Here is a 25,696-nt window from a genome sequence, read left to right as displayed (position 1 = left end):
GCAATGGTCTGGACAACTTGCGATCACCGGCCTCGACGAGGAGACGCCCGTGCGCACCAGACCCTTCTTCCGGCGACTGACCACCCTGGCCGCGGCGGCCGCCGTCGCCGCCGGGCTCGCCACCGCCGTCGCCCCGGCCGCCGGCGCCGTGCCGGCCACGATCCCGTTGAAGATCACCAACAACTCGGGCCGCGCCGACCCGATCTATATCTACGACCTCGGCACGTACCTGGCGACCGGGCAGCAGGGCTGGGCCGACGCCGGCGGCGCGTTCCACGCCTGGCCGGCCGGCGGGAACCCGCCGACCCCGGCGCCGGACGCGTCGATCCCCGGGCCCGCGAACGGCCAGTCGATCACCATCCGGATCCCCAAGTTCTCCGGCCGCATCTACTTCTCCTACGGGCAGAAGCTGGTCTTCAAGCTCACGACCGGCGGCCTGGTGCAGCCGGCGATCCAGAACCCGTCCGACCCGAACGTCAACATCCTCTTCAACTGGTCGGAGTACACGCTCAACGACGGCGGGCTCTGGCTCAACAGCACCCAGGTCGACATGTTCTCCGCGCCGTACGCGGTCGGCGTGCAGCCGGCCGGCGGGACGACGAAGAGCACCGGCCACCTGAAAGCGGGTGGCTACAACGGTTTCCTGAACTCCCTGCGCGGCCAGGCCGGCGGCTGGGCCAACCTGATCCGCACGCGCTCCGACGGCACGGTCCTGCGTGCTCTCGCGCCGGGCCACGGCATCGAGATGGGCGTGCTGCCCGCGACCGTGCTGCAGGACTACATCAACCGCGTCTGGACGAAGTACAGCTCGTCGGCGCTGACCGTGACACCGGTCGCCGACCAGCCGAGCGTGAAGTACTTCGGCCGTGTCTCGGGCAACGTCATGAACTTCACCAACACCTCCGGCGGGTTCGTGACGGCGTTCCAGAAACCCGATTCCGACAGCGTTTTCGGCTGCTACAAGAACCTCGACGCGCCGAACGACGTCCGCGGCCAGATCTCCCGCACGCTCTGCGCGGGCTTCAACCGCTCGACGTTGCTGACGAACGCGAACCAGCCGGACACGAGTTCGGCCGGGTTCTACCTCGACTCCGTCACCAACCAGTACGCGAAGAAGATCCACGCTCAAATGGCGGACGGAAAGGCCTACGCGTTCGCGTTCGACGACGTGGGCCACTTCGAGTCCCTGGTCAACGACGGCAACCCGGCGACGGCCTACCTGACCCTGGACCCGTTCGACTAAAGACGCAGGACGGCCGGCACCACCGGCGTATCCCCGAGCCACGTGCAGGCGGGTACGCCGGTGCTCTCCGGCACCGGCACCGCCTTGCCCACCTTGACGAGGACCGTCGGCTGCCCGCAGGCGACGAGGTCCAGGACCAGAAACGGTACGACGAACAGCATTTTCCGGATCCGCATATCAGCTCACCCCGGTTTTGTCTCCACACTCCCACCCGGGACACGGCGGCCACGACGGGCCGGTTCAGCGCCGAACGGGTGACGTCCGCGCCGAACGCCCCCTTCAGGCCGGCCGGGGCATGATGGAGCCGTGCGGATCACGGCCTGGTGGCGCGGCATCAGCCCGCGGCGGCGGCTGCTCATGGGCGGCGTCGCCGTCGTCGTGGTGGCCGTGCTCGTGGCGGCCGTCCTCGCCACCACCGGCACCAGCGCCGCGCCGCGGGCCGGGACGCCCGACCAGGCCAAGCCCGGGCCCGTCCTGCTCGTCCCCGGCTACGGCGGCGGCCAAGGCGCCCTGAACGAGCTCGCCGCCCGCATCCGGCAGGCCACCGGCCGCGGCACCGAAGTCCTCACCCTGGCCGGCGACGGCACCGGTGACCTGCTCGAACAGGCCGGCGTCCTGGCCGAAGCCGTCGAGAACGCCTACGCGCGCGGAGCGCCTTCGGTGGACGTCATCGGCTATTCCGCCGGCGGCGTCGTGGCCCGGCTGTGGGTCAGCCGCGACGGCGGTGACCACCAGGCCCGCCGGGTGATCACCCTCGGCGCGCCCATGCACGGCACCGGTCTCGCCGCGGCCGGCGGCGCGCTCGTCCCGGGCGCGTGCCCGACCGCGTGCGTGCAGCTGGCCCCCGGCAGCACGCTGATGCAGGAGCTGGCGAAGGAACCCATCCCGGCTTCCCTGCCGTGGCTTTCGGTGTGGACCGAACGCGACGAGACGGTCACCCCGCCCGAGTCCGCCCGGCTCGACGGCGCCGTCAACGTCGCCCTCCAGCAAGTCTGCCCCGGCAACCAGGCCGGCCACGGCGACCTCCCCACCGACCCCGCCGTCACCGAGCTCGTCCTCCAGGCCCTCGGCACCAGCCCGCTCGAAGCGCCGACGGAGTGCCTCAGCTCGTGACGTCCTTGGTCGCGAAGTTCGCCCACGCGGCCCCGAAGAACACCACGATGTAGCCCGCTTGCAGCAGCAGCCCGTGGTCGATGTTGCGCCACAGCACGGGATCGCGGAAGAAGTCGATCCAGGACAGCCAGTAGTGCGTCGGCAGGTACGGCTTCACGGACGCGGCCGCGTCCAGCGTCTCCAGCACCGAGCTGGTGATCAGCACGGCCAGCCCGCCCAGCGCGGCCCCCAGCGCCGAGTCGCTCACCGTCGACAGGAACACCGTGATCGCGGCGAACCCCAGCATCGACACCACGATGTAGGACACCGCGCCCAGCAGCCGCAGGCCCAGCCCGGACGAGCTGAGCGACTGCCCCGACAACGACGTCACGCCGGTCGGCTGCCCGCCCGGCCCGGCGACCCCGGGCGTCCCGCCGGTGCCGAACAGGATCACCCCGAGCACGAGTGACGTCAGCACGACGATCACGATCGCCGCGGTCACGTACACGGCGAGGGCGACCATCTTGGCGCCGAGCAGCCGCGTCCGGCCGACCGGGCGCACCAGCAGGTACCGCAGCGTGCCGGTGGACGCCTCGCCCGCGATCGAGTCGCCGGCGGTGACGGCGACCGCGATCGGCAGGAACAGCGGCAGGACGAGCGCGAGCGCGGCTGCCGGGAACAGCGCGCCGTCGCTCACCACCGCCGACAGGAATGCCCCGCCCTGCCCCGGTGGCGGCGCGAAGTCGGCCGTCGCCAGGAAGACGCCGACGATCGCGGGCAGCAGGCAGAGCAGCAGCACGCTGACCCACACCCGCGGGCGCAGCGCGAGCTTCCGCAGCTCGACGAGGATCATCCGGCGGCCCCGAACCGGTCCGACCCCGGGCCCGTCACGTCGAGGACGACCTGTTCGAGCGTCCGCTGCTCGGCGTGGATCGACGTCACGCGCACCCCCGCTTCGACGAGCATCGCGTTCAACGCCGCCGGGTCGCCGTGCCGGATGACCAGGCGGTCGCCGTCGCGGGACTCGAGCTGGCCGTCGAGGACGGCGACCGCCTCGGCCGGGTCTGGCGTGCCGACCAGGATCCGGCCAGTCGCCGCCCGCAGCGTCTCCAGGTCGTCCTCCAGCACGAGCCGCCCGCGGTCGACGACGCCGACGCGCGTGCAGAGCTGTTCGACCTCGGCCAGCAGGTGGCTGGACAGGAACACCGTGGTGCCGCCCGCGTTCAGCTCGACGAGCAGCTCGCGGATCTCCTTGATGCCCTGCGGGTCGAGGCCGTTGGTCGGCTCGTCGAGGATCAGCAGCCGGGGCTTGCGCAGCAGCGCGCCGGCGAGCCCGAGACGTTGCCGCATGCCGAGCGAGTACGCCTTGACCGGCCGCTGGTCCACCGCGCCGAGCCCGACCTGCTCGAGCACGTCGTCGATCCGCTGCCGCCGCGTGCGCCGCCCGCCACCGCGTCCGGCCGCGTCGAGCAGGGCGAGGTTGCGCCGCCCGGACAGGTGCGGGTACGCGGCCGGACCTTCGACGAGTGCGCCGACCTGCGGCAGCACCTCCGCGACGCGCTTCGGGACGGGCTTGCCGAGCACCTCGATCTCCCCGCTGGTCGCGTAGACCAGGCCGAGCAGCATCCGGACCAGGGTGGTCTTGCCCGAGCCGTTCGGGCCGAGGAAGCCGTAGCGGTCGCCTTCGCGGACGGTCAGGTCGACGGCGTCGACCGCCAGGGTGCGGCCGTACCGTTTGGTCAGCGCGCGCGTGACGATCATCGGCCGCCGCCTCGGCGCAGCGTGGACAGCTCTTCCGCGACGGTCTTCAGCACGTCCGGCGTCACCGTGCCGGCCAGCAGGTAGGAGCGGCGGAAGGCCGAGGCGCGGACTATCGCCAGCGACAACGGCGTGATCGACAGCTGCACGACGGTGCCCTGGGCCAGCTTGACCTGCACCCCGCCGGCCTTCCCGGCGGCGTCGCTCGCGGCGTTCCCGACGGCGCGCGGCACGGCGATGACCGCGAAGGCCGCCAGCCCGGTGCCGTAGAGCGCGGCGCCCTCGACCCCGCCGAACTTCGACGACACGACCGGGCGCCCGGCGAGCGTCGCCGGCAGCGGCACCTGGCCCAGCGCGCCGAGCGCGTTCGAGACGTCCGGGGCGCTGGCCACGGTGAACCCCGAGCCGGGCACCGGCTGCGGCGCTTCGACGACCGGCGTCGTCTGCTCGAGCTGCTGGAACTCGCTGACCAGGATCGGCGCCTGCTGCCCGCGGGCGGTGACCTCGACACGCACGGCCACGCCGGTCGCCGGGTCCGCCCAGACGTCGACGCGCCCGATCGTCGTGGCCGGATCGGCGGGGACGAGCCGCAGCCCGGACGCGGCGACGCCGGCGACGTTGCGACCCGGCAGCGCGCTGACCGGGTCGCCCTTCGCCGCCTGGAGGATCCGCCGAGCGAGCTCGGGCGGCAGCAGGTCCCCGGCCCGCGGGAGCCGCACGCTCGGCTCGCCGACCAGCTCGGTCAGCGTGTTGTCGCCGTAGTCCCAGGTGTATTCGCCGTCGGGCAGCCGGTAGACGTCGTGCTCGCCGGCGGTGCCGAGGATGTCGACGCGGTACCGGTCGGGCCCGGCGTACCACGCGCGCATCGGCGTGCGCATGGAGAAGAGCGCGGTGACCGGGGCGAGGTTCGGCAGCTCCGGCAGGGCGAGCGACCCGGCGCTTTCGGCGTACCCCTGGTACGGCCGCCCGGCGGACCCGAGCACGAGCTCGCGCAGCCGGCCGGGGTCGACCTGCCCGCCGGCCGGGGCGAGCGCGGCGACGACCGACGGCACGGACACGAGCACCGCGGCCACGGCGGCGACGACCGCCCACCGGCGCCGCTTCGCGTGCCGCACCACCGAGGGCGTCATCCGGCATCACCTCTTCGTCCTTTGTACGCCATGGCCATGGTCGGCGGGGTGCTGTCGTGAGCCGTCCCGGCCAGGTCACGGCTCGGTCCGGAACGCCGCGTCCGCACCCCTCGTCCGGTTATCCTCGGCGCAGACCGAGCAGGGGGAGAGCATGAGCACGACCAGCGAGGGCCCGGCCCGCAGCGACGCCGAGATGATGATCGCCGAGGCCAAGAAGGCCTTGTGGGTGATGGTGGGCCTGCTGGCCGTGCTGTGGGTGATCCAGCTCGTCAACGCGCCCACCGGCTACGACCTGAGCCGCGAGTTCGGCATCGAGGCGCGTGACCCGGCGTCGCTGCCGGAGATCTTCAGCGCGCCGTTCATGCACTCCAGCTGGGCCCACATCGAAGGCAACTCCGGGCCGCTGTTCGTGTTCGGCTTCCTCGCCGCCTACCGCGGGGTGAAGAAGTGGCTCGGCGTGAGCGTGCTGATCATCGTCGCCAGCGGTCTCGGCGTCTGGTTCATCTCGCCGTCGCACTCGGTCACGGTCGGCGCCAGCGGCCTGGTCTTCGGCTACTTCGGCTACATCATCGTGCGCGGGCTGTTCGACCGGCACCTGATCGACATCGTGATCGGGCTGGTGATGGCCCTGTGCTTCGCCTACCAGTTCGCGTCCCTGCTGCCGACCCAGGAGGGCGTCAGCTGGCAGGGCCACATGTTCGGCTTCGCCGGCGGCATCATCGGCGGCTGGCTGTTCCGCGACCGCCGCCCCAAGGCGGTCACGGCCCCCGACCCGGCGACCACGCTGCTGCCCAAGAACCTCACCTGACCCGGACCGAAGCCGGACACCCGCCCGGACGAACTGCTCCAGGTCGAGTCCATTGCCTGGTGGGCTTGGCCGCGCGTCGGCGGCCGGCCGCAGGAACTCCGGGCTTTCCGTGCCGGCGAACAGCCGGACCGGGCTCGCGATCTCGCCCAGGCGCTCGTCGAACACGACCCGCTCGACGACCTCCAGCTCCCACGGGATCGTCGGCGCGGCCGCGACCCGGGCCGGCCAGACCGGCGTCCGCCGCATCGCCTCGACGTCCGCCGGGCTCAGCCGCAGGGCCTCCCGCAGGAAGATCTCGAGGATCTCCTCGGGCCCGACGACGTTGTCGCCCGGCTTTGGCCGGGGCGGCTCGTGGGCCACGAGCCGGTGTGACCGCGTCCGTCGTCCGGACGGCTTCCAGGGCGCACAAGGCGCCGTACGAGTGCGCGACGAGGTAGACCTCGCCTCCCAGCGGCCTCCGCCACCGCGGCGATGTCCTCGCCTTCATGCCGGATGTCGTACTCGAGTGCCTCTTCCCAGCTCAGGCCCCGGCCACGGCGGTCGACGAGACGGTGGCGCCGGGCGAGCTGCTCACGGACCGCCGTCCAGCGCGTGAGGTCCGCAGCGACCGAACCGAACTCACCTGCCTCCAGCATCACCACCGTCCGAGCCGCTGTGAAGTCGCTGTGCATCCGCTTCGTTGCGCTGCCATCCCGGCGCCGGTGTGGTGATCTGGGACGGTGGCGATCACCTTCCTGAGGCCCGCGCTCGCGGCCGCGGCGGCCGTGCTGGTGCTCGGCGCCGGTCTCGTCGCCGGCACGGGCACGACCGCCGACGACGCCTACGCCGAGGGTGCGCCGGTCACCAGCACGCCGTCGGCCACTGTGGTTCCGGAGTCTGCGACACCGGCAAAAACGGTTTCCCCGGTCGGCGCATTGTTCGCGAACGGACACCATTTCTGCACGGCGAGCGTCGTGCATTCCGGCGCCGGCGACCTGGTGCTGACGGCCGCGCACTGCGTCCAAACCGGAATGTCCTTCGCCCCGGGTTATCACGACGGTGTCGCCCCGCTGGGAATGTGGACGGTCACCGGAGTCGCCGTCGCGGACGGCTGGACGTCTTCGGCCGACCCCGATCTGGATTTCGCGTTCCTGACCGTTCAGCAGGCGGGGAACCCGGCCTCGCTGGAAAGCCTCACCGGAGCGAATGTCCTCGGCACCGACCGCGGATTCGACCACACGATCACCCTGACGGGCTACCCCGACTCCACCGATTCCCCGGTGGTGTGCACCGGCACCACGACGCGGTCCGACACCTACCAGCAGAGCGTCGCGTGCGCCGGTTTCCCGGACGGCACCAGCGGCGGCCCGTGGGTCACCGGCGGCGAGGTCATCGGGGTCATCGGCGGCTACGAGCTCGGCGGCGACACCCCGGACGTCTCCTACAGCGCGTACTTCGACGACGACATCGCGAAGCTGTACGCCTCGGTCACGGGCTGACCGGCCGGAAACGCGAACCGGGCCCGCGTCCCTGGCGGAGGACACGAGCCCGGTTCACCTATCGCGAACCCTCAGCAGGTCACGATGAGCCCGGTGAGTGCCGAGCACGTCTTCGACGCGCTGTCGTTGGCACCGTTGGGATCCGCGGGCGAACTGGCCGTGCGCACCGCCGTCGTGGTGTACGAACCGAGCGCCAGCAGGCCGCCGTTGACCGAGAACTTCGCCGTCGCCGAAGCACCGGACGCCAGCGAAGCGACGTCACAGTTCAGCGACCGGGTGCTCCCCACGCGGGTGCAGCCGGTGGCGCTGCCGAACGAGAGGCCCGGCGCATACGTTGCCACGACCCGGATCCCGGTCGCGGTGGACGGGCCGGAGTTCGTCACGGTCAGCGTGTAGTCGATGCGCGCGTTCAGGCCACCGTGGCCGGACGCGGCGAGCGCGACCTTGACGTCGGCGTTGGTCGCCGGGTTGCCGATCGTGATGACCGGGCCGTCGAACGTCTCGAACGAGTAGTTGTCGCCCACGAACTGGTGCTGCAGCGTGAACTGGCCCGGCGCCGCGGTGTCCTTGACGCGCAAGGTCCACACCGTGGTCTTCGTGCCGCCCGCCTCGAGGTCGCCGAACGCGGCGCGGTAGCTGCTCCCGGCCTGGAAGCAGCCGACCTCCGTCGTGTTGGTGCAGGACACCACGTCGACGATGTCGGTGATCGCGGTCGGCGTGCCGTAAATGGCCGCCTTGGCGAAGCTGATCGTGAAATCGCGGTCGTTGTGCACGGTTTCCGAGATGGTGAACGTCTGTCCCGGGAGCACCGTGGTGGTGCTGACTTCGACAGAACTGGAGGGCACGTCCGCCTGCGCGGCGGGTGCCAGCGCGATGAATGCCGTGGCCAGTGCGGCCACCGAGGACAGGATCGTGGTTCTTCGCCAGCTACGTTGCATAGTCGTGATCTCGCCGTTTCGGTCCGGGGAATGCCGCTCTGACAGATGCTGCGTGGTCTTGGTGGACAGCCGACGCTGTTCAGTCGTCGCAAAACCGGCATTCGTTACCGCCATCCGGACGCGCCGCGGCACGGCCGTCAGGACGGACGCCAGCGGCCGTTCATCTCACCCGGACGCGGCGGCGGGCCCGGCAGTTCGCGGTCTTTTCCCGCTTCCAGCCCCTCGACGAGCATCGCCAGGTACCGGCGGCGCAGCTGGGCGGTGCGCTCCGCGTCCTCCACGCGGATCGCCGCGCAGCACTCGAGGATCATGCCGATGTCCTCGGTGACGGCGTCTTCGCGGAGCCGCCCGGTCCCGCGTGCCCGCGCGAAGAGCCCCGCGGACAGCTCGTTCGCCCGCCGCGCGTCGGCGCCCATCTCCTCGGTCGGGGTGAACGTGCCCGCGAGGTGGACGGTCAGCGAGTGAACATCGGCGTCGACCACCCGGCGCAGGAAGCCGGTGAGGGCCGTCCAGCCGTCCGGCTCCTCGTCGGCGGCCTCGGCTTCGGCGATGTAGGTGCGGAGGCCGTCGTGGCAGAGCCGGCAGAGGAGGAACTCCTTGCTCGGGTAGCGCCGGTAGAGGGCGCTGATCCCGACGCCCGCGCGCTCGGCGACGTGCGAGATCGGCGCCTTCGGGTCCACCAGGAAGACCTGGCGGGCGGCGTCGAGGATGACGAAGTCGTTGCGGGCGGCCTGGGCGCGGCGGCCCGGCAAGGCGGTCTCGGGCATGGACCGAGATTACCACTGGAACGGATCATTCCGCTCTGGTACAGTTCGGAACGAAGCATTCCGTTCCAGTCTCCGAGGAGTCAGCCATGACGGTCCCCGCCCTTCGCCCGTTCCGCGCCGAGATCCCCCAGTCCGCCCTGGACGACCTGCAGGCGCGCCTGCGCCGGGCGCTCTGGCCGGACGACCTGCCCGCCGAGTACGGCGTCACGAACGAGCGGGTCCGCGCGCTGGCCGAGCACTGGCTGGAGAAGTTCGACTGGCGGGCGTTCGAGGCGCGGCTCAACGCGTATCCGCAGTTCGTGACGGAGATCGACGGCGAGACGATCCACTTCCTGCACGTCCGGTCGTCCCGCGCGGACGCGACACCGCTGGTGCTGACGCACGGCTGGCCGGGGTCGATCGCCGAGTACCTGGACGTCATCGGCCCGCTGACCGAGCCGGAGTCGGCCGGCGCGCCGGCGTTCCACCTGGTGATCCCGTCGCTGCCGGGCTTCGGGTTCTCGGGCCCGACGCGGTCGGCGGGCTGGGGCACGCACCGCACGGCGGCGGCGTGGGCGGAACTGATGAGCCGGCTGGGCTACGAGTCGTACGGCGCGGCGGGCAACGACGCGGGGTCGATGATCTCGCCGGAGATCGGGCGGCTGGCGCCGGAGAAGGTCGTCGGCGTGCACGTCACGCAGCTGTTCTCGTTCCCGTCCGGCGACCCGGCGGAGATGGCGGACCTGAGCGAGGCCGACCAGGCCGCGCTCGCGCACCTGCAGTGGTTCTACGAGAACATGTTCTCCTTCAACACGCTGCACAGCCAGCAGCCGCACACCCTCGCGTTCGCGCTGGCCGACTCCCCGCTGGCGCTGCTGGCGTGGAACGCGCAGCTGTTCGGCGAGCACCTGGACGCGGACTTCGTCCTCGCGAACGTGGCGCTGTACTGGCTGACGGGCACGGGCGGCTCGTCGATCCGCTTCTACTACGAGGACGCGCACACGCCGCCGCAGCCGTCGGCCCCGACGACGGTCCCGACGGCCCTGGCGATGTTCGCGGGCGACTTCCAGTCGATCCGCCGTTTCGCCGACCGAGACCACACGAACATCATCAGCTGGAACGCGTACGACGCGAGGTCGGCGACGGGCGGCCCCCGCGACGCGGCCGGCCACTACGCGGCGCACGAGGCCCCGGAGATCCTGGTGGCGGACATCCGCACGTTCTTCGCCGGCCTCACGTCACCGTGGCCAATCCTGACAGCGGCCCACCAGGCGCTGCGCACGGCAGCAGCGGGCATCACGGACGGTTCGCTCCCGACACCGTGCGCGCAGTGGACGGTGACCCAGGTCCTCCAGCACGCGGGAGGCGACCAGCAGGGCTACGCGGCATTCATCACGGGCGAGCCGGGCCCGGACTTCAACCCGTTCGCGCCATCGGGCGAGCTCGCGGACGTACCGGCGTTCCTGGAGCCCAAGCTGGCAGCAGCGGCAGCGGCCTTCGCAACGGTGTCCCGGAATGCGGAAGCGGTACCAACGCCCCTGCCCCAGGGAGCCCTCCCGGCCGCGGTGGCCGTGGGAGCGGCAGCATTGGACGCAGCGGTCCACGCATGGGACATCGCCATCGCAACGGGCCAGAAGTCCCCCCTGACAGAGGAGATGGCAGCGGCGCTGCTCCCGGTGGCCAAGGAGCTGGCAGAGCCCCTGCGAGGATTCGCGTACGCACCGGCCCTGGAAGGCCCAGCAAACGAGGACGCGGTATCAGAGCTGCTGCACTACTTGGGCCGCAACCCAAACTGGACGGCTTGAGAGGCCGGTTCCCATAGCTGGGCCGAGGAGCCGCGAGAGCGGTCCCCCGGCCCAGCCGTTTCCCCACGACCATCGCTCCCCTGCCGCCCGCACCAACCGACTGCCACCCCGACAACCCCGCACCCACCCCAGCCTCCGCCCACCCCCATCGGCGGCCAACCCATCACCAACTCCGGCCGACCCACCAACCACGGCCACCATCGCCGGCCACATCCACCACGACCACATCCATCAACCGCCGCCCCTCCCATCAGCCACTGCCCTCACCACAACTATCAGCCGCCGCCCCGCCTGCCGCCACACCCATCAACCACCGCTCCGACTGCGGCCATGCCCATCAGCCGCCACCACCAACTCCGGCCGCACCACCTACCGCCGCACCAACTCCGGTCACACCCACCACAACCACATCCATCAACCGCCGCACCGAACGCGGCCGCACCCATCAGCCGCCGCTCAAGCTGCAGCCGCACCCCGTCAGCCACGACCCCACCAGCCGCTGCCCCCCCAACCACCATCGCACCCATCAGTTGTCGCACCGGCTATCGGCTGCCACTGCACCCATCGGCCCTCGCTCCGGCTACCACCCCCCACCTATCGACCTCACCAAACCTGTCGACCGCAACTCCGGCAGACAGCGGCGGCTTTCGCCTGTGGCCCGGCGCCCCACCACCTCGCCGCTCTGCCCGCCACCGCGCCGGCCCTTCGGCTCGCCACTCTCGTCGCTCACTACCTCGCCGCCCGTCATTTCGCCAGTCGATCCGCCCATTCCCTTGCCACCAAGCCACCTCGTCGACCGGTCCGCCCGTCGCGGCCCGCCGCGTCGGCGGTCAGTCCGCCCCGTCGCGTCGCCACTCGTCGACAGGTCCGCCACCCGTCGCCCGTCGGCTCGATCTCACTTGCGCCCCGTGGCCGCGTCCCGCCATGGCGATCTCCGCAGCGGCGCCCAGTCCGGCGTCACCACAGCCATCCCTCCCCCACCGTCAACTCCCAATTCCCTACCCGCTCTGCTCCACGCACCACCCCGCGCCCGCACCGTCGCGCCGGATTCGCTTCACCCGCAGCGAAATCCCCGCAACCACCGTTCTCCGACCTCCGACCGCAGAGCCGCCCGAGCCCACCACCCCGCCCACGAAGGCCGGGAAATTCCGTTGCCCCCCAACGGATCCCGAACCTACCCTGGCCACATGACGAACCGACCGTTCCGGTGGGACCTGGTGCGTCCCGACCAGGTCGGGACGCTCCTCGACGACGCCGAAAAGCCGCGCCTCTGGTTTCTCCCCGACCTCACCACCTGCACCGCCAAGGTCCTCGCCCGGTGCGGTGACGGCGAACTCCACTTCGTCGGCCGGTCGCTCGACAGCATGCACGACCTCCTCTCCGGCGCCCTCGACCACACATCGTGGCGGGATCGGGTGCGCCGGGTTCCGCTCTCGCTCAAGCCACGGCGGGGTTTCGGCCGGCGGGATGTGCGGCTGCTGCGGGAAAACCTTGCCGCCGCCGGGATCACTCCCCACTCTCTTGCTCGCGGGACCCGGCCGACCGTCTTCGTCGACCTCGTCTACGAAGGCGACACCTTCACCGAGCTGTACGTCCAGCTGCGCGACTGGATCGACGAAGACCGCGAAGCCTGGCACGTCATCCGGCGCAAGCTGCGGTTCCTCGGCGTCACCCTGCGGCAGCCGATCCGTCCGGACGCCTGGCGCTGGCAGGAAGACGTCGCCTGGACGCGGGAACTGCCCGCCGCGGCGGTTCGCAACGTCTCGCTCGCGCGGGACGTCTGGTGCTACTTCGGCAACGACCAGCCGAAGCTGACCCCGTCGTTCCCGCGGCAGCGCTGGACCGACGAGACCGTCCGGACCCCCGACCACGGCAAAGCGACGCGCCGCGCGCTGGCCGAAGCCTTCGCGCTCGTCGACGCCGGCCGGTCGGCCGCGGTGCGCGACAGGCTCGTCCGGACGATCTCCGCCGAGCCCGCGATCGCCGGCCCCTGGCTGCGGGCGCTCGTCACCGAACTGCGCGGCTGACCGCCCACGTCCTGGGTACGGTGACCGCATGACGCGCAAGGCGGTGGCAGTCCGGCGGGAGGAGATCGTGCTCGCCGCGCTCGAACGGGTCCGGGCCCGCGGCATCGCCGGCGTGCGGGCGGCCGATGTCGCGAAGGCCCTCGACGTCAGCACCGCCTTGATCTTCTACCACTTCGGCACCCTCGAAGCCCTCATCATCGAGGCGTTCCGCCAGGCCGCCGAACGCAACCTCGCCGTCCTGCGCGACGAGCTGGCCCGTCCCGGCCCGGCCGGCGAACGCCTTCGCGCCGTCCTCGTCCTTTACGGACCGACCGAGCCCGCCGCCGGCTGGCACCTGTGGATCGAGGCCGGCGCCGCGGCGATGCGCGACGCCGAACTGCGGGAGGTCGTCCAGCGGCTCGACCTGCGGTGGCGCGACGCCGTCGTCTCGCTCATCACCGAGGGCGTCGCCGCCGGCGAGTTCCGGTGCCCCGACCCGCAGGGCGCGGCGTGGCGGCTGACCGCCCTGCTCGACGGGCTCGCCGTGCAGTTCGTCGCGCGCGAGGGCACCGTCACCGCCGACGACTGCGCCCGGTGGGTCGGCCAAGCACTGACCCACGAACTCGGCGTGCCCGAACCGGCGCTGACCGCGGAGGACCGGTGACCGGGCCGGCGTTGCTCGAAGTGGCGTGGACCGACCCGGTCACCGGGTGCCGCGGCTACCTGGTGATCGACCGGCTGGTCCGCGGCGTGGCCAGCGGCGGCCTGCGGATGCGCCGCGGCTGCACGCTGTTCGAGGTCCGCGGCCTGGCGAGGGGCATGACGCTCAAGGAGGGCCTCAACTACGACCCCGACGGCCGGTACGTCCCCCTCGGCGGCGCCAAGGGCGGCATCGACTTCGACCCGCACGACGAGCGCGCCCGCGACGTCGTCGCCCGCTACCTGCACGCCATGCGCCCGCTGATCGAGCGCTACTGGACCATGGGCGAGGACCTCGGCCTGCGCCAGGACGTCATCGACGGCGTCATCGCGGAGATCGGCCTGCTCAGCTCGGTCCAGGCGGTCTACCCGCTCCTCGAAGACCGCGACGCGGCGACCGAGCGGCTGGCCGACGCCTTCCGCATCGAGGTCGGCGGCCTGGGGCTCGACGAGCTGGTCGGCGGCCTCGGCGTCGCCCAGGCCACGCTCACCGGGCTCGAGATGCTCCGGCTCGACGGGCCGAACCGCGTCGTCGTCCAGGGGTTCGGCTCGATGGGCGGCGCGACCGCGCGGTTCCTCGCCGAAGCCGGCCTCCAGGTGGTCGGCGTCTCGGACGTGCGCGGGGTCGTCGCCAACCCGGACGGTCTCGACGTCGAGAACCTGCTGCGCCACCGCGACCGCTTCGGCGGCATCGACCGCGACCACCTCAAGCCGGGCGACGAGCTCCTCCCGCCCGAGGCCTGGCTCGACGTCGCGGCCGAGGTGCTCGTGCCGGCCGCGATCTCGTACTGCGTCGACGGCGACAACCAGGCCAAGATCGGCGCGAAGCTCATCGTCGAGGCCGCGAACATGCCGGTGACGGCCGACGCCGAGGAGCTGCTCGCGGCCAGGGGGATCCACGTGCTGCCGGACTTCGTGGCCAACTCGGCGACCAACTCCTGGTGGTGGTGGACGCTCTTCGGCGACGTCGGCGCGGACGCCGAGGAGGCCTTCGACAAGGTGCGCACGCGGATGCGCGACCTCGTGACGGGCATGGTCGAGCGGGCCACCCTCGACGGGCTCAGTCTCCGCGCGGCCGCTCTGCAGCTGTCGGAGAAGAACCTCGAGGCCATCCAGACCCGCTTCGGCTGACGCGGGAACGAATCCGCCCCTCAGATAGTTGAACGCTCTATGAAACTCGGCATCTACAGCTTCGGCGACCGCGCCCCGGACCCGCGCACCGGCGACCAGCCGTCCGTCGCGCAGACGCTGGCCAACACCCTCGAACGCATCAAGCTCGCCGACGAACTCGGCCTCGGCTTCTACGGCCTCGGCGAGCACCACCTGGACCAGTACGCGATCTCGAACCCCGGCACCGTCCTGGCCGCGGCAGCGAGCGTCACCACCCAGATCACCCTCAGCTCCGCGGTGACCGTCCTCAGCACCGAGGACCCGGTCCGCGTCTACCAGCAGTTCACCACCCTCGACCAGCTCAGCCACGGCCGCGCCGAACTGCTCGCCGGCCGCGGTTCGTTCACCGAATCCTTCCCGCTCTTCGGCAACGACCTCGGCGACTACGACGAGCTCTTCGAGGAGAAGCTCGCCCTCCTCCTCCGCATCGATCGCGAAGACCCGCTCACCTGGTCCGGCAAGTTCCGCCCGCCCCTCGAAAACGCCCGGATCCTGCCCCGCCCGTACGGCGACCGCCTGCGCATCTCCATCGGCACCGGCGGCAACCCCGAGTCGTCGATTCGCGCCGGGCTGCTGGGGCTGCCCGTCGTCTACGCCGTGATCGGCGGCCGGCCCGAACGCTTCGCGCCGCTCGTCGACCTCTACCGCCAGGCGGGCGAGGCCGGTGAGCACCGGAAAGAAGACCTCCACGTCACCATGGGCGCCATCGGCTTCGTCGCCGAGAACTCGCAGGACGCCAAGGAGACCTTCTACCCGTACTGGCTCGAAACGATGAAGTACGGCGCGAAAGCCCGCGGCTGGGCGGTCCCGACCCGCGCCGAGTACGACCGGTACACCCACGACGCGCAGGCCCTGTTCGTCGGCAGCCCGCAGGAGATCGCCGAACGGCTGATCACTGTCGGGAAGCTCACCGGCGCGGACCGGTACGCGCTGCAGATGGACTGGTCCGGCGTGCCGCACAAGAACGTCATGCGCGCCATCGAGCTGCTCGGCACCGAGGTGCTTCCGTTGGTGCAGAAGGAGTTCTAGACGTCGTTCCCGGCGATGTACCCGAACGTCATCGCCGGGCCGATCGTGGAGCCGGCGCCCGCGTAACTGTGCCCCATCACCGCCGCGCTCGCGTTGCCGGCGGCGTACAGGCCCGGGATCACCGTGCCGTCCGCGCGGAGCACGCGCGCCCGGGCGTCCGTGCGCATGCCGCCCTTCGTGCCGAGGTCGCCGGGCACGATCTTGAACGCGTAGAACGGCGGTGCCCACAGCGGCGCGAGGCAGGAGTTGGGCAGCACCAGCGGATCGGTGTAGTAGTGGTCGTACGCGCTGGCGCCGCGCCGGAAGTCACCGTCCACTCCGGACCACGCGAAGCCGTTGAACCGGTCCACAGTGGACTTCAAGGCCGCGGGCGGCACGCCGATCGCCGAGCCGAGCGCCTGGATGCTCGACGCCTTGAAGACCGCGCCCGCGGTGTACCAGGAGTCCGGCAGCGGCAGCAGCGGCAGGGTGTCGCGGAACAGGTACTTGTTCCGGTAGTTCTGGTCGACGACGAGCCACGCGGGGATGTCCGGCGCCGTCGGGTTCTTGTCGTACATCGTGTGCACGACGTCGCTGTAGGGCGCGGCTTCGTTGACGAACCGCTTGCCGGCCTGGTTGACGATCAGCCCGCCCGGCAGCGTCCGCTCCGCCAGGCAGAAGTACGGGTCGCCGGGGATCGGGATGGCCGGGCCCCACCACGCGTCGTCCATCAGGTCGAGCGCCGCGCCGGCGCGCTGCCCGGCGCGGTGGCCGTCGCCGGTGTTCTCCTTCGCCCCGACCGTCCACGCGGTGCCGATCGGCTGCCGCTGGTACTGCGCGCGCATCGCGGCGTTGTGCTCGAACCCGCCGGAGCCGACGATCACGCCACGCCGGGCCCGCACCAGCCCGCCGGGCACGAGAACCCCGGTCACCGCACCGTTTTCGACGTTCAGGTCGAGCAACGGCGTGTTCAGCAGCACCGGGACGTTCGCCTGCTGCAACCCCACCCGCAGACCGGCGGCGAGCGACTGCCCCATCGTCAGCGGTTTCTGCCCGGCCAGCGCGGCGGCCGTGCCGCGGGCGAGGCAGGCGGCGGCGACCGCCGCGCCCTTCGCGTTGACCGCGGCCAGGTTCAGCCACTTGTAGTCGGCGCTGAAGACGACCAGCCCCGGCGGCGTCGCGAGGTACGCCGGGTTCAAGTTCGCCAGCTCGGCGCCGAGCAGGTTCCCGTCGAACTGGTCCGGTTCGATCGAGCGGCCGTTCGGCAGCCCGCCCGGCAGCTCCGGGTAGTAGTCGCTGTAGCCCTCCATCCACCGGAACCGCAGCGGGCTGTTCGCCATGACGAATGCGATCATCTGCGGGCCATTGCCCAGGAAAGCCTGCTGCCGCGCGGCCGGGACGTCCGGCCCGACGACCGCGGCGAGGTACTGCGCGGCCTTCGCCGGTGTGTCCGGCACGCCGGCCGCGAGCAGCACCGGGTTGTTCGGGATCCAGATCCCGGCGCCGGACCGCGCCGCCGACCCGCCGAACGTCGGTGCCTTCTCCAGCACGACGACGCTGAGCCCGCGCTTCGCCGCCGTCAGCGCCGCGGTCATCCCGGCCGCGCCGGAGCCGACCACGACGACGTCGTACTCCCCCACGAGCGCCGCGGTCGCGGCGTTCGCGAGCCCGGGTGTCATCGCGACGGCCACGCCCGCCGCGGTGCCGCGCAGGATCTGGCGGCGGGTCAGCTCGGCATCCATGGCGCACATCGTGTCGGTCCACTGCGGAAACTGGAACAGGTTCTACACGCTTGGAGCAGCCCAGTAGGCCACTGGTCCGAACCCATGACGACATTCGCCACGCAAGTTGACGGGACCCTCACCTTCTGACTAAGTTGAGATCAGTCTCAATTTAAACCGAGGAGGACCTTTGTCCAAAGTGATCGCCGTCCTGGGGGTCGGCCCGGGGCTCGGCCTGTCGATCGCCCGCCGGTTCGGCCGCGAAGGCTTCACGACGGCGCTGGTCTCGCGCACCGACACGCGGCATGCGAGCTACCGGGAGTCCCTGGGCGGGACCACCCACACCTACGCGGCCGACGTGACCGACCCCGCTCAACTGGAAGCTGTTCTAGCGCGCATCACGGACGAAGCCGGCGAGCTCGACACGGTGTACTTCGGCCCGGCGGACCTCTCCGGTCCCCGTCCCGCACCGCTGACCGAGACCGGCGCCGAAGCGCTGCGCGCGCCGTTCGAGTCGATCGTGTTCCCGGCGGCCCGGCTCGTCGAGGCGGTGCTGCCGGGCATGCTGGAGCGCGGCTCGGGGTCACTGCTCGTCGCCGGCGGCCTGAGCGGTAAGTACCCGATGCCGATGCTCGGCACCCTGGCACCGGCGTCGGCGGCGCTGCGCATGTACGTCCTGACGCTGAACGCGGCCCTGCGCGAAACCGGCGTCTACGCGGGCGCGCTGACGATCGGCGGCCTCATCGACCGCGGCGACATCCACCGCGAGTTCACCAAGCAGGACCAGGGCTTCGCGGTGGGCACCCTCGACCCGGACGTCATCGCCGACAAGGCGTGGTCGCTCTACGTCGAGCGCAAAGACGCGGAAGCGGAGTTCACCGCGGTCTAGCCTGGGGATCATGTTCACTTCGGGGGATCGGAACCTGCTCCGCGACGCCCTGGTCGAGGCGGCCCGGTCGGACGAGCGCGTCACCGGCGCCGCGCTCACCGGCTCGGCCGCGCTCGACGCCGAAGACGCGTGGTCGGACATCGACCTCGCGTTCGCCGTCGCCGGCGAGCCCGAGCCGGTGCTCGCGGACTTCACCACGCGGATGTACCGCGAGCACGGCGCGGTGCACCACATGGACGTCGTGTTCGAACGGACCGTGTTCCGCGTTTTCCTGCTGGCGAACACGTTGCAGGTCGACCTGGCGTTCTGGCCGGAAGCGGACTTCGGCGCGACCACGCCGAAGTTCCGGCTGCTGTTCGGCAAGCCGCAGGATCGCCCGCAGTCGCCGCCACCGGACGCGCGGCGGTGGATCGACCTGGCCTGGCTGCACGCGTTGCACGCGCGGTCGAGCATCGAACGCGGCCGCGGCTGGCAGGCCGAGTACATGATCGGCCGGGTCCGGGAGTTCACGCTGAGCCTGGCCTGCCTGCGCCACGGCGTGCCCGCCGTCGAGGGCCGCGGCCTGGACCAGCTGCCCGCTTCGGTGACCTCGCCTTTCGAGGCCACGCTCGTCCGCGGGCTCGACGACCTCGGCGGGCCGTTCCGGGCCGTCACGGAACTCTTCCTCGGCGAAATCGAGTCGGTCGACGACGACCTGGCCCGTCGATTGGCCCCGCTCCTGCGCGAGATTTCCTAAGCCAGGTAAGCGAGTTCCGGGTGCGCGGCGGCGTAGGCGTCGAGCAGCCGCCGCGCCACGGAGACCGAATCGACCAGCGGGTGCAGCGCGAACGCCCGCAACGCGGCCTCGCGCGAACCCGTCGTCGCGGCTTCGATCGTCGCGCGTTCGACGGCCTTGACCGCCGTCACCAGGCCCAGCGCGTGCTCGGCGAGCGGCGCGGCGGCGAGCGGCCGGGCACCGTTCGCGTCGATGACGCACGGCACTTCGACGACCGCGTCGGCCGGCACGCCCGGGAGCGCGGATCCGTTGCGGACGTTGAGGATCAGCGTCGTGCGTTCGCCGTACGCGATGGCCCGCATCAACGCGAGCGCGACCTTCTCGTAGCCGCCGCCTTCGAGATCGTCACGCTCGCCTTCGCGCGTCTCGGCCATGTACGTCGCTTCGCGCTCCAGGCGCGTGCGTTCCCACGACGCCAGCGAAGGTTCCGCGTAGAAACCGCGTTGCTGCTCCAGCAGCTGGGCGCCGCGCGACTGCGGGCTCCTGGCTTCGCGCGCGAAATAGTAATAGTGCAGGTACTCGTTGGGCAGGGCGCCGAGGGCACGCAGCCAGTCCGCGCCGAACAGCTTGCCCTCCTCGAACGACTCCAGCGCATCGGTGTCGGCCAATAGTCGCGGCAGGACGTCCTCGCCGCCGACGCGGACCGCGCGCAGCCAGCCGAGGTGGTTGAGGCCGGCGTAGTCGAACCACGCCGTCGCCGGGTCGATCCCCAGCGCCCGCGCGACGCGGCGGCACAGCCCCACCGGCGAGTCGCAGATGCCGAGCACCCGGCCGCCGAGGTGCGCGGCCATCGCCTCGGTGACCATCCCGGCGGGGTTGGTGAAGTTGATGACCCACGCCTTCGGCGCCAGCTCGGCGATCGTGCGCGCGAGCTCGACGGCGACCGGGACCGTCCGCAGCCCGTAGGCGATCCCGCCGGCGCCGACGGTTTCCTGGCCCAGTACGCCTTCCGCGTGCGCGATCTGCTCGTCGAGACGGCGGCCGCGCAGCCCGCCGACGCGGATGGCGGAGAACACGAAGTCCATATCGGACAGTGCGTCGGCGAGATCGGTGGTGGTCCGCACCCGCGGCGCTGCCTTCGCGCCGGCGGCCTGCTCGGCGAGAACGCGTTCGATCGCGCTGAGCCGGCCGGGTTCGACGTCGTGCAGGACCAGCTCGGTGACCCCGCCGCCGGTCAGCAACGCGCCGTGCACGAGCGGCACGCGGAACCCGCCGCCGCCGAGGATCGCCAGTCTCACCGCAGCACCTCGACCCCGGCCTCGCGCAGCGCCGAGCACGTCGGCTCGTCGGCCCCGGGACTCGTGACGACGACGTCGAGCGCGTCCGGCCCGCAGACCCGGGCCAGGCCGGTGCCCGGGAACTTGCCCGCGTCGGCGAGCAGCACCACGCGGTCGCCCGCGGCGACCATCGCGCGCTTGACCGGCACCTCGACGACCGTCGAGTCCATCACGTGGCCGTCGCAGCGGATGCCGCTCGTGCCGAGGAAGACCGTGTCGGCGTGCACCTGGCGCAGCGCGTCCTCGGTCAGGAATCCCACCATCGAGTGATAGCTGCGCCGGACCACGCCCCCGAGCAGCACGAGCTGGACGTCGTCGGCGTCCTTCAGCTCGTCGTAGACCGCGAGGCTGCTGGTGATCACGGTCAGCGCGCGGTCGCGCAGGTGCCGCGCCAGCCGGTGCGCGGTGGTGCCGATGTCGAGGAGCACGGTGTCGCCGTCGGCGACCAGGCCGGCCGCGCGCCGGGCGACGGCGTCCTTGTCGTCGGCCCGCTCGGCGGCCACGCGCGCGAACGGCTCGTCGTCGGCTGCCATCGCCCCGCCGTAGACGCGGGTCAACCGGCCCTCGCGGTCGAGCTGCACCAGGTCGCGGCGCACGGTCGCCTGGCTGACGCCGAGCCGTTCGGCCAGCACGCCGACCGGCGCCGGGCCCTCCGCGCGGAGGGCCCGGAGGATCAGCTCGTGGCGACGCTGGGGCAGCATGCCGGGACGATAGCAGTCAAACTCGTTCACCTGGCGATCGAGTTTGCGCGTCTCTTGCGCATTCCGCGCACCTGAAGCACGCTCGTGCGCATCCTCGATCCCCGGAGGCGCCCGTGCCGGCCGAGTCCGCACCCGACATCGATGTCTTCCTGTCCGGCCTGCTGTTCTTCGACCTGGTCTTCACCGGGCTCGAAGGACCACCCGAGCCGGGCACGGAGGTGTGGACGGGCGGCATGGGCTCAGGGCCGGGCGGCATCGCGAACTTCGCGGTGGCGCTGAGCCGTCTCGGCCTGCGGACGTCGCTGGCGGCGGCGTTCGGCACCGACGTCTACGGGCGCTACTGCTGGGACGTGCTTTCGCAGGAGCACATCGACCTGTCGCGGTCGCGGCGGTTCCCGGAGTGGCACTCCCCCGTGACCGTCTCCCTCGCCTACGCCGGTGACCGGGCGATGGTCACGCACGGCCATCCGCCGCCCGTCCCGGTCGCCGAGCTGGCCGGCTCGCCGCCGCCGAGCCGCGCGACCGTCGCGCACATCGGCCTCGACACGGCCGACTGGGTCCACACCGCGCACCAGGCCGGCAGTCTCGTGTTCGCCGACGTCGGCTGGGACCCGTCGGAGGCGTGGTCGGCGGCGCTGCTCGAGCAGCTGGCGTGCTGCCACGCGTTCCTGCCCAACGACGTCGAAGCGATGCGCTACACCCGCACGGACACCCCGGAAGCGGCGTTGGCGGCGCTCGCCGACCTCGTGCCGGTCGCGGTGATCACCCGCGGCGCGGCCGGGGTGCTGGCCGTCGACGGCACCACGGGCGAGACGGCGGACATCCCCGCGCTGCCGGTGAACGTGCTCGACGCGACCGGCGCGGGCGACGTCTTCGGCGCGGGGTTCGTCGCGGCGACCCTGACCGGCTGGCCACTGGCGGACCGGCTGCGGTTCGCCGGTCTCACGGCCGGCCTGTCGGTCCAGCACTTCGGCGGCGCGCTGGCCGCCCCGGGCTGGCACGAGATCGCGGAGTGGCACGCGCGGAACCGGCGTCCGGACTACGCGTTCCTCGACGACGTCCTGCCCGCGGAGACCATCGCCGAGACGTCCCGCCGAGGCCCGGTGACGCTCGGCTTCGGCGACGACAGCTGGCGCTAGTGCACCCGCGCGCCGGCCGGTACACGGCGTCGGGACTGCGGACGTCGCTGCTGTCGGTGCCGGGCGCGGTCGGCGCCGAAGCGGTGGGGCTGCGGCCGATCGGTGAGGTGATGGGTTGCGTGGTGTCGCGGCACGAGGACGTGACATCGGGCCTGCGCCGCGGCTACGCGACAGCGCTGGACCGGCTGCGGGAGGAGGCTGTCGCGCTCGGCGCGGACGGTGTCCTGGCCATCGGCTGCACGGTGACCCGGGTGAGCGCGGCGCTCCACGAGTTCACGGTCCTGGGCACGGCGGTGCGCGCGCTCAGAGGGGTTCGCCCGCCGCGGCCGTTCACGACGGGGTTGCCGGGTCCGGACGTGGCAAAGCTGATGCTGGCGGGCTGGGTCCCGGTGACGCTGGCGATCGGCATCGACGGAGCAACGGCGTTCGACATCGCGATGACGTCCCGCCCGGGCACGGAGGCGCCGGTGCCGACCGACCTGGTGACGCAAGTCCGAGCAGCGGCCCGGGCGGAGTTCCTGGCTGCGGTGCGCGAGTCGGGAGCGGACGGCGGGTTGGTGACATCGACGACGTTGCGGGCGTGGCCCCTCGGCCGCACGGGAGCAACGGCGGTGGCGAGCGTATTCGGCACGGCGGTGGCCCGGTTCGGCGCCGGTCCTGCGCCGACGGTGTCGCTTCCGGTGTTGCCGCTGGACGGGGATTCGCCGGGTGCAGGGCGGTGACAACCGGCGGCTCCCCGGCATGGCTGCGCGCTTTGCACCGGACCGTCGCCCGTCGGCCGCCGCTCGCGCGGGTGGCCTCGCGTCGCAACCTGCCCACGCCGTCGGCCTCGCGCCGCCGCAACCCGGCCGCGCCCGCCGGGCGTGCGCTGCTCAACCCGCCCGCGCCTCGGGCCGCACCACCCCAACCTGGCCCAAGCCGCCAGCCTCGCGCCACCGCAATCCGCTCGCGCCGCCAGCCTCGCGCCACCGCAACCCCACCCGCGCCGCCAGCCTCGCGCCACCGCAACCCCACCCGCGCCGCCAGCCTCGCGCCACCGCAACCCCACCCGCGCCGCCAGCCTCGCGCCACCGCAACCCACCCGCGCCGCCAGCCGTGTCCGGCCTCACGTCGTCGCGATCGGACCTTCCGGACATACCCCGTTGATCGCCCCGCGTGCGCCGCCCGGTCGTGTGGATCCGTGCCACGATGGAAGCGAAAGTCCCGGCGAAGGAGGTCAGCCAGTGCCCGAGTGGGACGGTCGTGGCCTGCCGCCCGTCGCGCGGGCTCGTGTCGAGCGCTATGCCTCGTCCGGGCTGAAGACGTCGCTGCTCACCGTGCCCGGCGCCGTCGGGGCCGAAGTGGCCGGGTTCAGCGCCGTCGGCGAGGTCATGGGCTGCGTCGTGCAGCAGGTCGGCTGGACCGGGCCGGCCGCGTGGGCCGGCGACCAGGTCAAGCTGCTCTCGGGCATGCTGCGCCAGGGCTACGCGACCGCGCTCGACCGGCTCGGGCAGGAAGCCACCGCCCTCGGCGCCGACGGCGTCCTCGGCATCAAGGTCACCATCACCGCGCTCGACGACGTGATGCAGGAGTTCACCGCCCTCGGCACGGCCGTCCGCGCCGAAACCGGCCAGCGCCCGCGCCGCCTGTTCACCACCGACCTGCCCGGCCAGGACGTCGGCAAGCTGATGCAGGCCGGCTGGGTCCCCGTGCGGATGGCGGTCGGCGTCGCCGGACGTGCCCAGTTCGACTACAACATGCAGTACCAGGTCAACCCGCTGGCCGGGAACACCGAAGTCGACGCGCCGACGAAGGTCGTCACCGAGGTCCGCGGCGCGGCGCGGGCGGAGTTCGCCCGCGCGATCCGCGACTGCGGCGCCGACGGCGGCATCGTCTCGGGCATGACGCTGCGGACGTGGCCGGTGCAGGAGGTCGCGGTGGCCGGCATCGCCACCGTGACCGGCACCGCGATCGCCCGCTTCCACGAAGGCCGCGCCGCCCCGACCAGCGCGCTCAAGATCCTGCCGTTGAACCGTTCCTGAGGAGGCCTCGTGACCACCGCGGATCCCGCCGCGCAGCACATCCCCGAGGATGCGATGCGCCGGCTCGCCGAGATGCGGCCGGGCCAGAAGACCAGCCTGTTCACGTCCGACCTGAGCGTCAACGAGTTCCTCCTCGTGCGCGAAGCCGGGTTCCGGCCGCTCGGGCTCGTGCTCGGCTCGAGCATCTACCACGTCGGGTTCCAGATGGGACGGTGGAGCAAGAACCAGGAGATGGACCGGCTTTCGCAGGCGATGTACCACGCCCGCGAGCTCGCGATGTCCCGGATGGAGGCGGAGGCGGACGTCCTCGGCGCCGACGGGATCGTCGCGGTCCGCCTGGAGATCGAGTTCAAGGAGTTCGGCAGCGACCTGGCCGAGTTCATCGCCGTCGGCACCGCGGTGAAGGCCGACGAACCCGGCGAATGGCGCAACAACACCGGGAAGCCGTTCACCTCGGACCTGTCCGGGCAGGACTTCTGGACACTGGTGCAGGCCGGCTACGCGCCGCTCGGCATGGTGATGGGCACGTGCGTCTACCACATCGCGCACCAGCGGTTCCGGCAGATGATGGGCAACATCGGCCAGAACGTCGAGATCCCGCAGTACACCGAGGCGCTGTACGACGCGCGCGAGCTCGCGATGTCCCGGATGCAGGCGGAAGCCGAGCAGCTGGAGGCGGAGGGCATCGTCGGCGTGCAGCTGCTGTCGCTGCCGCACCGCTGGGGCGGGCACACGACGGAGTTCTTCGCGATCGGGACGGCCGTGAAGCCGTTGCGGGAGGACCACCACATCGCCAAGCCGCAGCTCGTGCTGCCCCTGACCGACTGATGGGCGGCGAGCTGGACTTCCACCTGGTGGCGGCGGCCCTGCGCACGGACCGCGCGGACGTCGAGTCCTACCACCGGGTCCTGTCCGACACGCTGGGCAACGCGCTGCCGCCGGGCATGGTCGAGGTCGACCGGCGGCGCACGTTCGCCGACCGCGTCGCGGGCCGCGACGGCCAGGCGGTCGCGGTGCGGGTCCGGACGCCGGACCGTGTCCTGGTGCTGAGCACGGGGAAACACGGCGGAGTCGCGGCGGAGATCCACCAGGTGGTCCGGGGCGTGGTGATCAGCCGCAAGGAAGCCGCGGTCGACGAGTGGCTCGCGGCGCTGGCGCAGGAGCTGACCGAGTTGGCGTCGAAGGACGCGAAAGCACGGGATGCGCTGTCGCGGCTGCTGGGCGGTTGAGAAGTCCTTGATGCGTAAGGGAAGTGCATCGGGGGCCGGAGGAAGCGCCCCCGATGCACAGCC

General features: G+C 72.0%; 25 protein-coding genes. 16 read left to right on the top strand and 9 right to left on the bottom strand.

What is annotated here, in order from left to right:
* Nucleotides 1–49 precede the first annotated feature (49 nt).
* The gene (locus QSK39_RS51295; RefSeq protein ID WP_285485136.1) at nucleotides 50–1,243 is read left to right on the top strand and encodes a glycoside hydrolase family 64 protein; all 1,194 of its coding nucleotides are present in this window, start codon (nucleotides 50–52) and stop codon (nucleotides 1,241–1,243) included.
* Here QSK39_RS51295 and QSK39_RS51290 read toward each other — a convergent pair.
* Nucleotides 1,240–1,404, bottom strand: coding sequence for a hypothetical protein (locus QSK39_RS51290; RefSeq protein WP_285485135.1), 165 nt, complete (start codon nucleotides 1,402–1,404; stop codon nucleotides 1,240–1,242). The two genes, QSK39_RS51295 and QSK39_RS51290, sit on opposite strands and share 4 nt — an antisense overlap.
* A 145-nt stretch (nucleotides 1,405–1,549) precedes the next feature.
* On the opposite strand from QSK39_RS51290, the gene QSK39_RS51285 reads away from it, so the two are divergent.
* Complete coding sequence (locus QSK39_RS51285) at nucleotides 1,550–2,356, top strand: esterase/lipase family protein (RefSeq protein WP_285485134.1); 807 nt, start codon at nucleotides 1,550–1,552, stop codon at nucleotides 2,354–2,356.
* Here the strand turns inward: QSK39_RS51285 and QSK39_RS51280 are convergent.
* The 3 genes from QSK39_RS51280 to QSK39_RS51270 are packed head-to-tail and all read right to left on the bottom strand — an operon-like array spanning nucleotide 2,346 to nucleotide 5,223.
* On the bottom strand, nucleotides 2,346–3,188 hold the full coding sequence (locus tag QSK39_RS51280) for an ABC transporter permease (RefSeq protein WP_284746957.1): 843 nt from the start codon (nucleotides 3,186–3,188) through the stop codon (nucleotides 2,346–2,348). The two genes, QSK39_RS51285 and QSK39_RS51280, sit on opposite strands and share 11 nt — an antisense overlap.
* Entirely contained in the window at nucleotides 3,185–4,096 is a 912-nt protein-coding gene (locus tag QSK39_RS51275; protein ID WP_285485133.1) for an ABC transporter ATP-binding protein, read from the bottom strand. Before QSK39_RS51275 ends, QSK39_RS51280 begins: the two co-directional genes overlap by 4 nt.
* Entirely contained in the window at nucleotides 4,093–5,223 is a 1,131-nt protein-coding gene (locus QSK39_RS51270; protein ID WP_285485132.1) for a hypothetical protein, read from the bottom strand. Before QSK39_RS51270 ends, QSK39_RS51275 begins: the two co-directional genes overlap by 4 nt.
* 151 nt (nucleotides 5,224–5,374) lie before the next feature.
* Between QSK39_RS51270 and QSK39_RS51265 the strand changes: the two genes are divergently transcribed.
* Both QSK39_RS51265 and QSK39_RS51260 read left to right on the top strand, forming a co-directional pair.
* Nucleotides 5,375–6,031: a rhomboid family intramembrane serine protease gene (locus QSK39_RS51265; protein WP_285485131.1), complete on the top strand. Its 657-nt coding sequence runs from the start codon at nucleotides 5,375–5,377 to the stop codon at nucleotides 6,029–6,031.
* 719 nt (nucleotides 6,032–6,750) lie between these two features.
* The gene (locus QSK39_RS51260; protein ID WP_285485130.1) at nucleotides 6,751–7,509 is read left to right on the top strand and encodes a trypsin-like serine peptidase; all 759 of its coding nucleotides are present in this window, start codon (nucleotides 6,751–6,753) and stop codon (nucleotides 7,507–7,509) included.
* Nucleotides 7,510–7,580: 71 nt separating this feature from the next.
* Here QSK39_RS51260 and QSK39_RS51255 read toward each other — a convergent pair whose 3' ends face one another.
* Both QSK39_RS51255 and QSK39_RS51250 read right to left on the bottom strand, forming a co-directional pair.
* Entirely contained in the window at nucleotides 7,581–8,408 is an 828-nt protein-coding gene (locus QSK39_RS51255; protein ID WP_285485129.1) for a DUF11 domain-containing protein, read from the bottom strand.
* Between the two features lie 176 nt (nucleotides 8,409–8,584).
* The gene (locus QSK39_RS51250) at nucleotides 8,585–9,214 is read right to left on the bottom strand and encodes a TetR/AcrR family transcriptional regulator (protein WP_285485128.1); all 630 of its coding nucleotides are present in this window, start codon (nucleotides 9,212–9,214) and stop codon (nucleotides 8,585–8,587) included.
* A gap of 86 nt (nucleotides 9,215–9,300) precedes the next feature.
* On the opposite strand from QSK39_RS51250, the gene QSK39_RS51245 reads away from it, so the two are divergent.
* The 5 genes from QSK39_RS51245 (at nucleotide 9,301) to QSK39_RS51225 (ending at nucleotide 15,902) form a co-directional block, all read left to right on the top strand.
* Nucleotides 9,301–10,998: a TIGR03086 family metal-binding protein gene (locus QSK39_RS51245; protein WP_285485127.1), complete on the top strand. Its 1,698-nt coding sequence runs from the start codon at nucleotides 9,301–9,303 to the stop codon at nucleotides 10,996–10,998.
* A gap of 1,187 nt (nucleotides 10,999–12,185) precedes the next feature.
* Complete coding sequence (locus QSK39_RS51240) at nucleotides 12,186–13,025, top strand: hypothetical protein (protein WP_285485126.1); 840 nt, start codon at nucleotides 12,186–12,188, stop codon at nucleotides 13,023–13,025.
* 28 nt (nucleotides 13,026–13,053) lie between these two features.
* Nucleotides 13,054–13,668: a TetR/AcrR family transcriptional regulator gene (locus QSK39_RS51235; RefSeq protein WP_285485125.1), complete on the top strand. Its 615-nt coding sequence runs from the start codon at nucleotides 13,054–13,056 to the stop codon at nucleotides 13,666–13,668.
* Complete coding sequence (locus QSK39_RS51230) at nucleotides 13,665–14,834, top strand: Glu/Leu/Phe/Val dehydrogenase dimerization domain-containing protein (protein WP_285485124.1); 1,170 nt, start codon at nucleotides 13,665–13,667, stop codon at nucleotides 14,832–14,834. The genes QSK39_RS51235 and QSK39_RS51230 overlap by 4 nt, the downstream gene beginning before the upstream one ends.
* 39 nt (nucleotides 14,835–14,873) lie before the next feature.
* Nucleotides 14,874–15,902 (top strand): LLM class flavin-dependent oxidoreductase, encoded by a 1,029-nt coding sequence (locus QSK39_RS51225; protein ID WP_285485123.1) that lies wholly within the window; start codon nucleotides 14,874–14,876, stop codon nucleotides 15,900–15,902.
* Here the strand turns inward: QSK39_RS51225 and kstD are convergent.
* Nucleotides 15,899–17,623: a 3-oxosteroid 1-dehydrogenase gene (kstD, locus tag QSK39_RS51220; protein WP_285485122.1), complete on the bottom strand. Its 1,725-nt coding sequence runs from the start codon at nucleotides 17,621–17,623 to the stop codon at nucleotides 15,899–15,901. The two genes, QSK39_RS51225 and kstD, sit on opposite strands and share 4 nt — an antisense overlap.
* A 178-nt stretch (nucleotides 17,624–17,801) precedes the next feature.
* Between kstD and QSK39_RS51215 the strand changes: the two genes are divergently transcribed.
* Both QSK39_RS51215 and QSK39_RS51210 read left to right on the top strand, forming a co-directional pair.
* Nucleotides 17,802–18,491, top strand: coding sequence for an SDR family NAD(P)-dependent oxidoreductase (locus QSK39_RS51215; RefSeq protein WP_285485291.1), 690 nt, complete (start codon nucleotides 17,802–17,804; stop codon nucleotides 18,489–18,491).
* A gap of 10 nt (nucleotides 18,492–18,501) precedes the next feature.
* A complete protein-coding gene (locus QSK39_RS51210) occupies nucleotides 18,502–19,227 on the top strand; it encodes a nucleotidyltransferase domain-containing protein (protein WP_285485121.1) in 726 nt (241 codons plus the stop codon).
* Here QSK39_RS51210 and QSK39_RS51205 read toward each other — a convergent pair.
* Together QSK39_RS51205 and QSK39_RS51200 are read right to left on the bottom strand one after the other, a co-directional pair.
* Entirely contained in the window at nucleotides 19,224–20,504 is a 1,281-nt protein-coding gene (locus QSK39_RS51205; protein ID WP_285485120.1) for a 6-phospho-beta-glucosidase, read from the bottom strand. The two genes, QSK39_RS51210 and QSK39_RS51205, sit on opposite strands and share 4 nt — an antisense overlap.
* Nucleotides 20,501–21,244, bottom strand: a complete 744-nt coding sequence (locus QSK39_RS51200; RefSeq protein ID WP_285485119.1) for a DeoR/GlpR family DNA-binding transcription regulator — start codon at nucleotides 21,242–21,244, stop codon at nucleotides 20,501–20,503. Before QSK39_RS51200 ends, QSK39_RS51205 begins: the two co-directional genes overlap by 4 nt.
* A 113-nt stretch (nucleotides 21,245–21,357) precedes the next feature.
* On the opposite strand from QSK39_RS51200, the gene QSK39_RS51195 reads away from it, so the two are divergent.
* The 5 genes from QSK39_RS51195 (at nucleotide 21,358) to QSK39_RS51175 (ending at nucleotide 25,633) form a co-directional block, all read left to right on the top strand.
* A complete protein-coding gene (locus tag QSK39_RS51195) occupies nucleotides 21,358–22,383 on the top strand; it encodes a carbohydrate kinase family protein (RefSeq protein ID WP_285485118.1) in 1,026 nt (341 codons plus the stop codon).
* Nucleotides 22,383–23,105, top strand: coding sequence for a heavy metal-binding domain-containing protein (locus QSK39_RS51190; RefSeq protein ID WP_285485117.1), 723 nt, complete (start codon nucleotides 22,383–22,385; stop codon nucleotides 23,103–23,105). Before QSK39_RS51195 ends, QSK39_RS51190 begins: the two co-directional genes overlap by 1 nt.
* Before the next feature lie 501 nt (nucleotides 23,106–23,606).
* Nucleotides 23,607–24,404, top strand: a complete 798-nt coding sequence (locus tag QSK39_RS51185; RefSeq protein WP_285485116.1) for a heavy metal-binding domain-containing protein — start codon at nucleotides 23,607–23,609, stop codon at nucleotides 24,402–24,404.
* A gap of 9 nt (nucleotides 24,405–24,413) precedes the next feature.
* Nucleotides 24,414–25,232 carry a heavy metal-binding domain-containing protein gene (locus tag QSK39_RS51180; protein ID WP_285485115.1) on the top strand — a complete coding sequence of 273 codons (819 nt, stop codon included), beginning with the start codon at nucleotides 24,414–24,416 and terminating at the stop codon, nucleotides 25,230–25,232.
* Nucleotides 25,232–25,633 (top strand): hypothetical protein, encoded by a 402-nt coding sequence (locus tag QSK39_RS51175; RefSeq protein WP_285485114.1) that lies wholly within the window; start codon nucleotides 25,232–25,234, stop codon nucleotides 25,631–25,633. Before QSK39_RS51180 ends, QSK39_RS51175 begins: the two co-directional genes overlap by 1 nt.
* The last annotated feature ends 63 nt before the right edge of the window (nucleotides 25,634–25,696 follow it).

It is taken from the genome of Amycolatopsis sp. NBRC 101858 (genome assembly GCF_030269325.1).
In the GTDB taxonomy this organism is placed as follows: Bacteria; Actinomycetota; Actinomycetes; order Mycobacteriales; family Pseudonocardiaceae; genus Amycolatopsis; species Amycolatopsis ponsaeliensis.
This window is presented reverse-complemented; position numbering and strand designations above follow the sequence as displayed.

Coding starts and splice junctions, on each gene's coding strand:
- QSK39_RS51290 (WP_285485135.1), bottom strand. CDS start 1,404: ATGCTGTTCGTCGTACCGTTTCTGGTCCTGGACCTCGTCGCCTGCGGG.
- QSK39_RS51280 (WP_284746957.1), bottom strand. CDS start 3,188: ATGATCCTCGTCGAGCTGCGGAAGCTCGCGCTGCGCCCGCGGGTGTGG.
- QSK39_RS51275 (WP_285485133.1), bottom strand. CDS start 4,096: ATGATCGTCACGCGCGCGCTGACCAAACGGTACGGCCGCACCCTGGCG.
- QSK39_RS51270 (WP_285485132.1), bottom strand. CDS start 5,223: ATGACGCCCTCGGTGGTGCGGCACGCGAAGCGGCGCCGGTGGGCGGTC.
- QSK39_RS51265 (WP_285485131.1), top strand. CDS start 5,375: ATGAGCACGACCAGCGAGGGCCCGGCCCGCAGCGACGCCGAGATGATG.
- QSK39_RS51250 (WP_285485128.1), bottom strand. CDS start 9,214: ATGCCCGAGACCGCCTTGCCGGGCCGCCGCGCCCAGGCCGCCCGCAAC.
- QSK39_RS51245 (WP_285485127.1), top strand. CDS start 9,301: ATGACGGTCCCCGCCCTTCGCCCGTTCCGCGCCGAGATCCCCCAGTCC.
- QSK39_RS51240 (WP_285485126.1), top strand. CDS start 12,186: ATGACGAACCGACCGTTCCGGTGGGACCTGGTGCGTCCCGACCAGGTC.
- QSK39_RS51235 (WP_285485125.1), top strand. CDS start 13,054: ATGACGCGCAAGGCGGTGGCAGTCCGGCGGGAGGAGATCGTGCTCGCC.
- QSK39_RS51225 (WP_285485123.1), top strand. CDS start 14,874: ATGAAACTCGGCATCTACAGCTTCGGCGACCGCGCCCCGGACCCGCGC.
- kstD (WP_285485122.1), bottom strand. CDS start 17,623: ATGGATGCCGAGCTGACCCGCCGCCAGATCCTGCGCGGCACCGCGGCG.
- QSK39_RS51210 (WP_285485121.1), top strand. CDS start 18,502: ATGTTCACTTCGGGGGATCGGAACCTGCTCCGCGACGCCCTGGTCGAG.
- QSK39_RS51200 (WP_285485119.1), bottom strand. CDS start 21,244: ATGCTGCCCCAGCGTCGCCACGAGCTGATCCTCCGGGCCCTCCGCGCG.
- QSK39_RS51175 (WP_285485114.1), top strand. CDS start 25,232: ATGGGCGGCGAGCTGGACTTCCACCTGGTGGCGGCGGCCCTGCGCACG.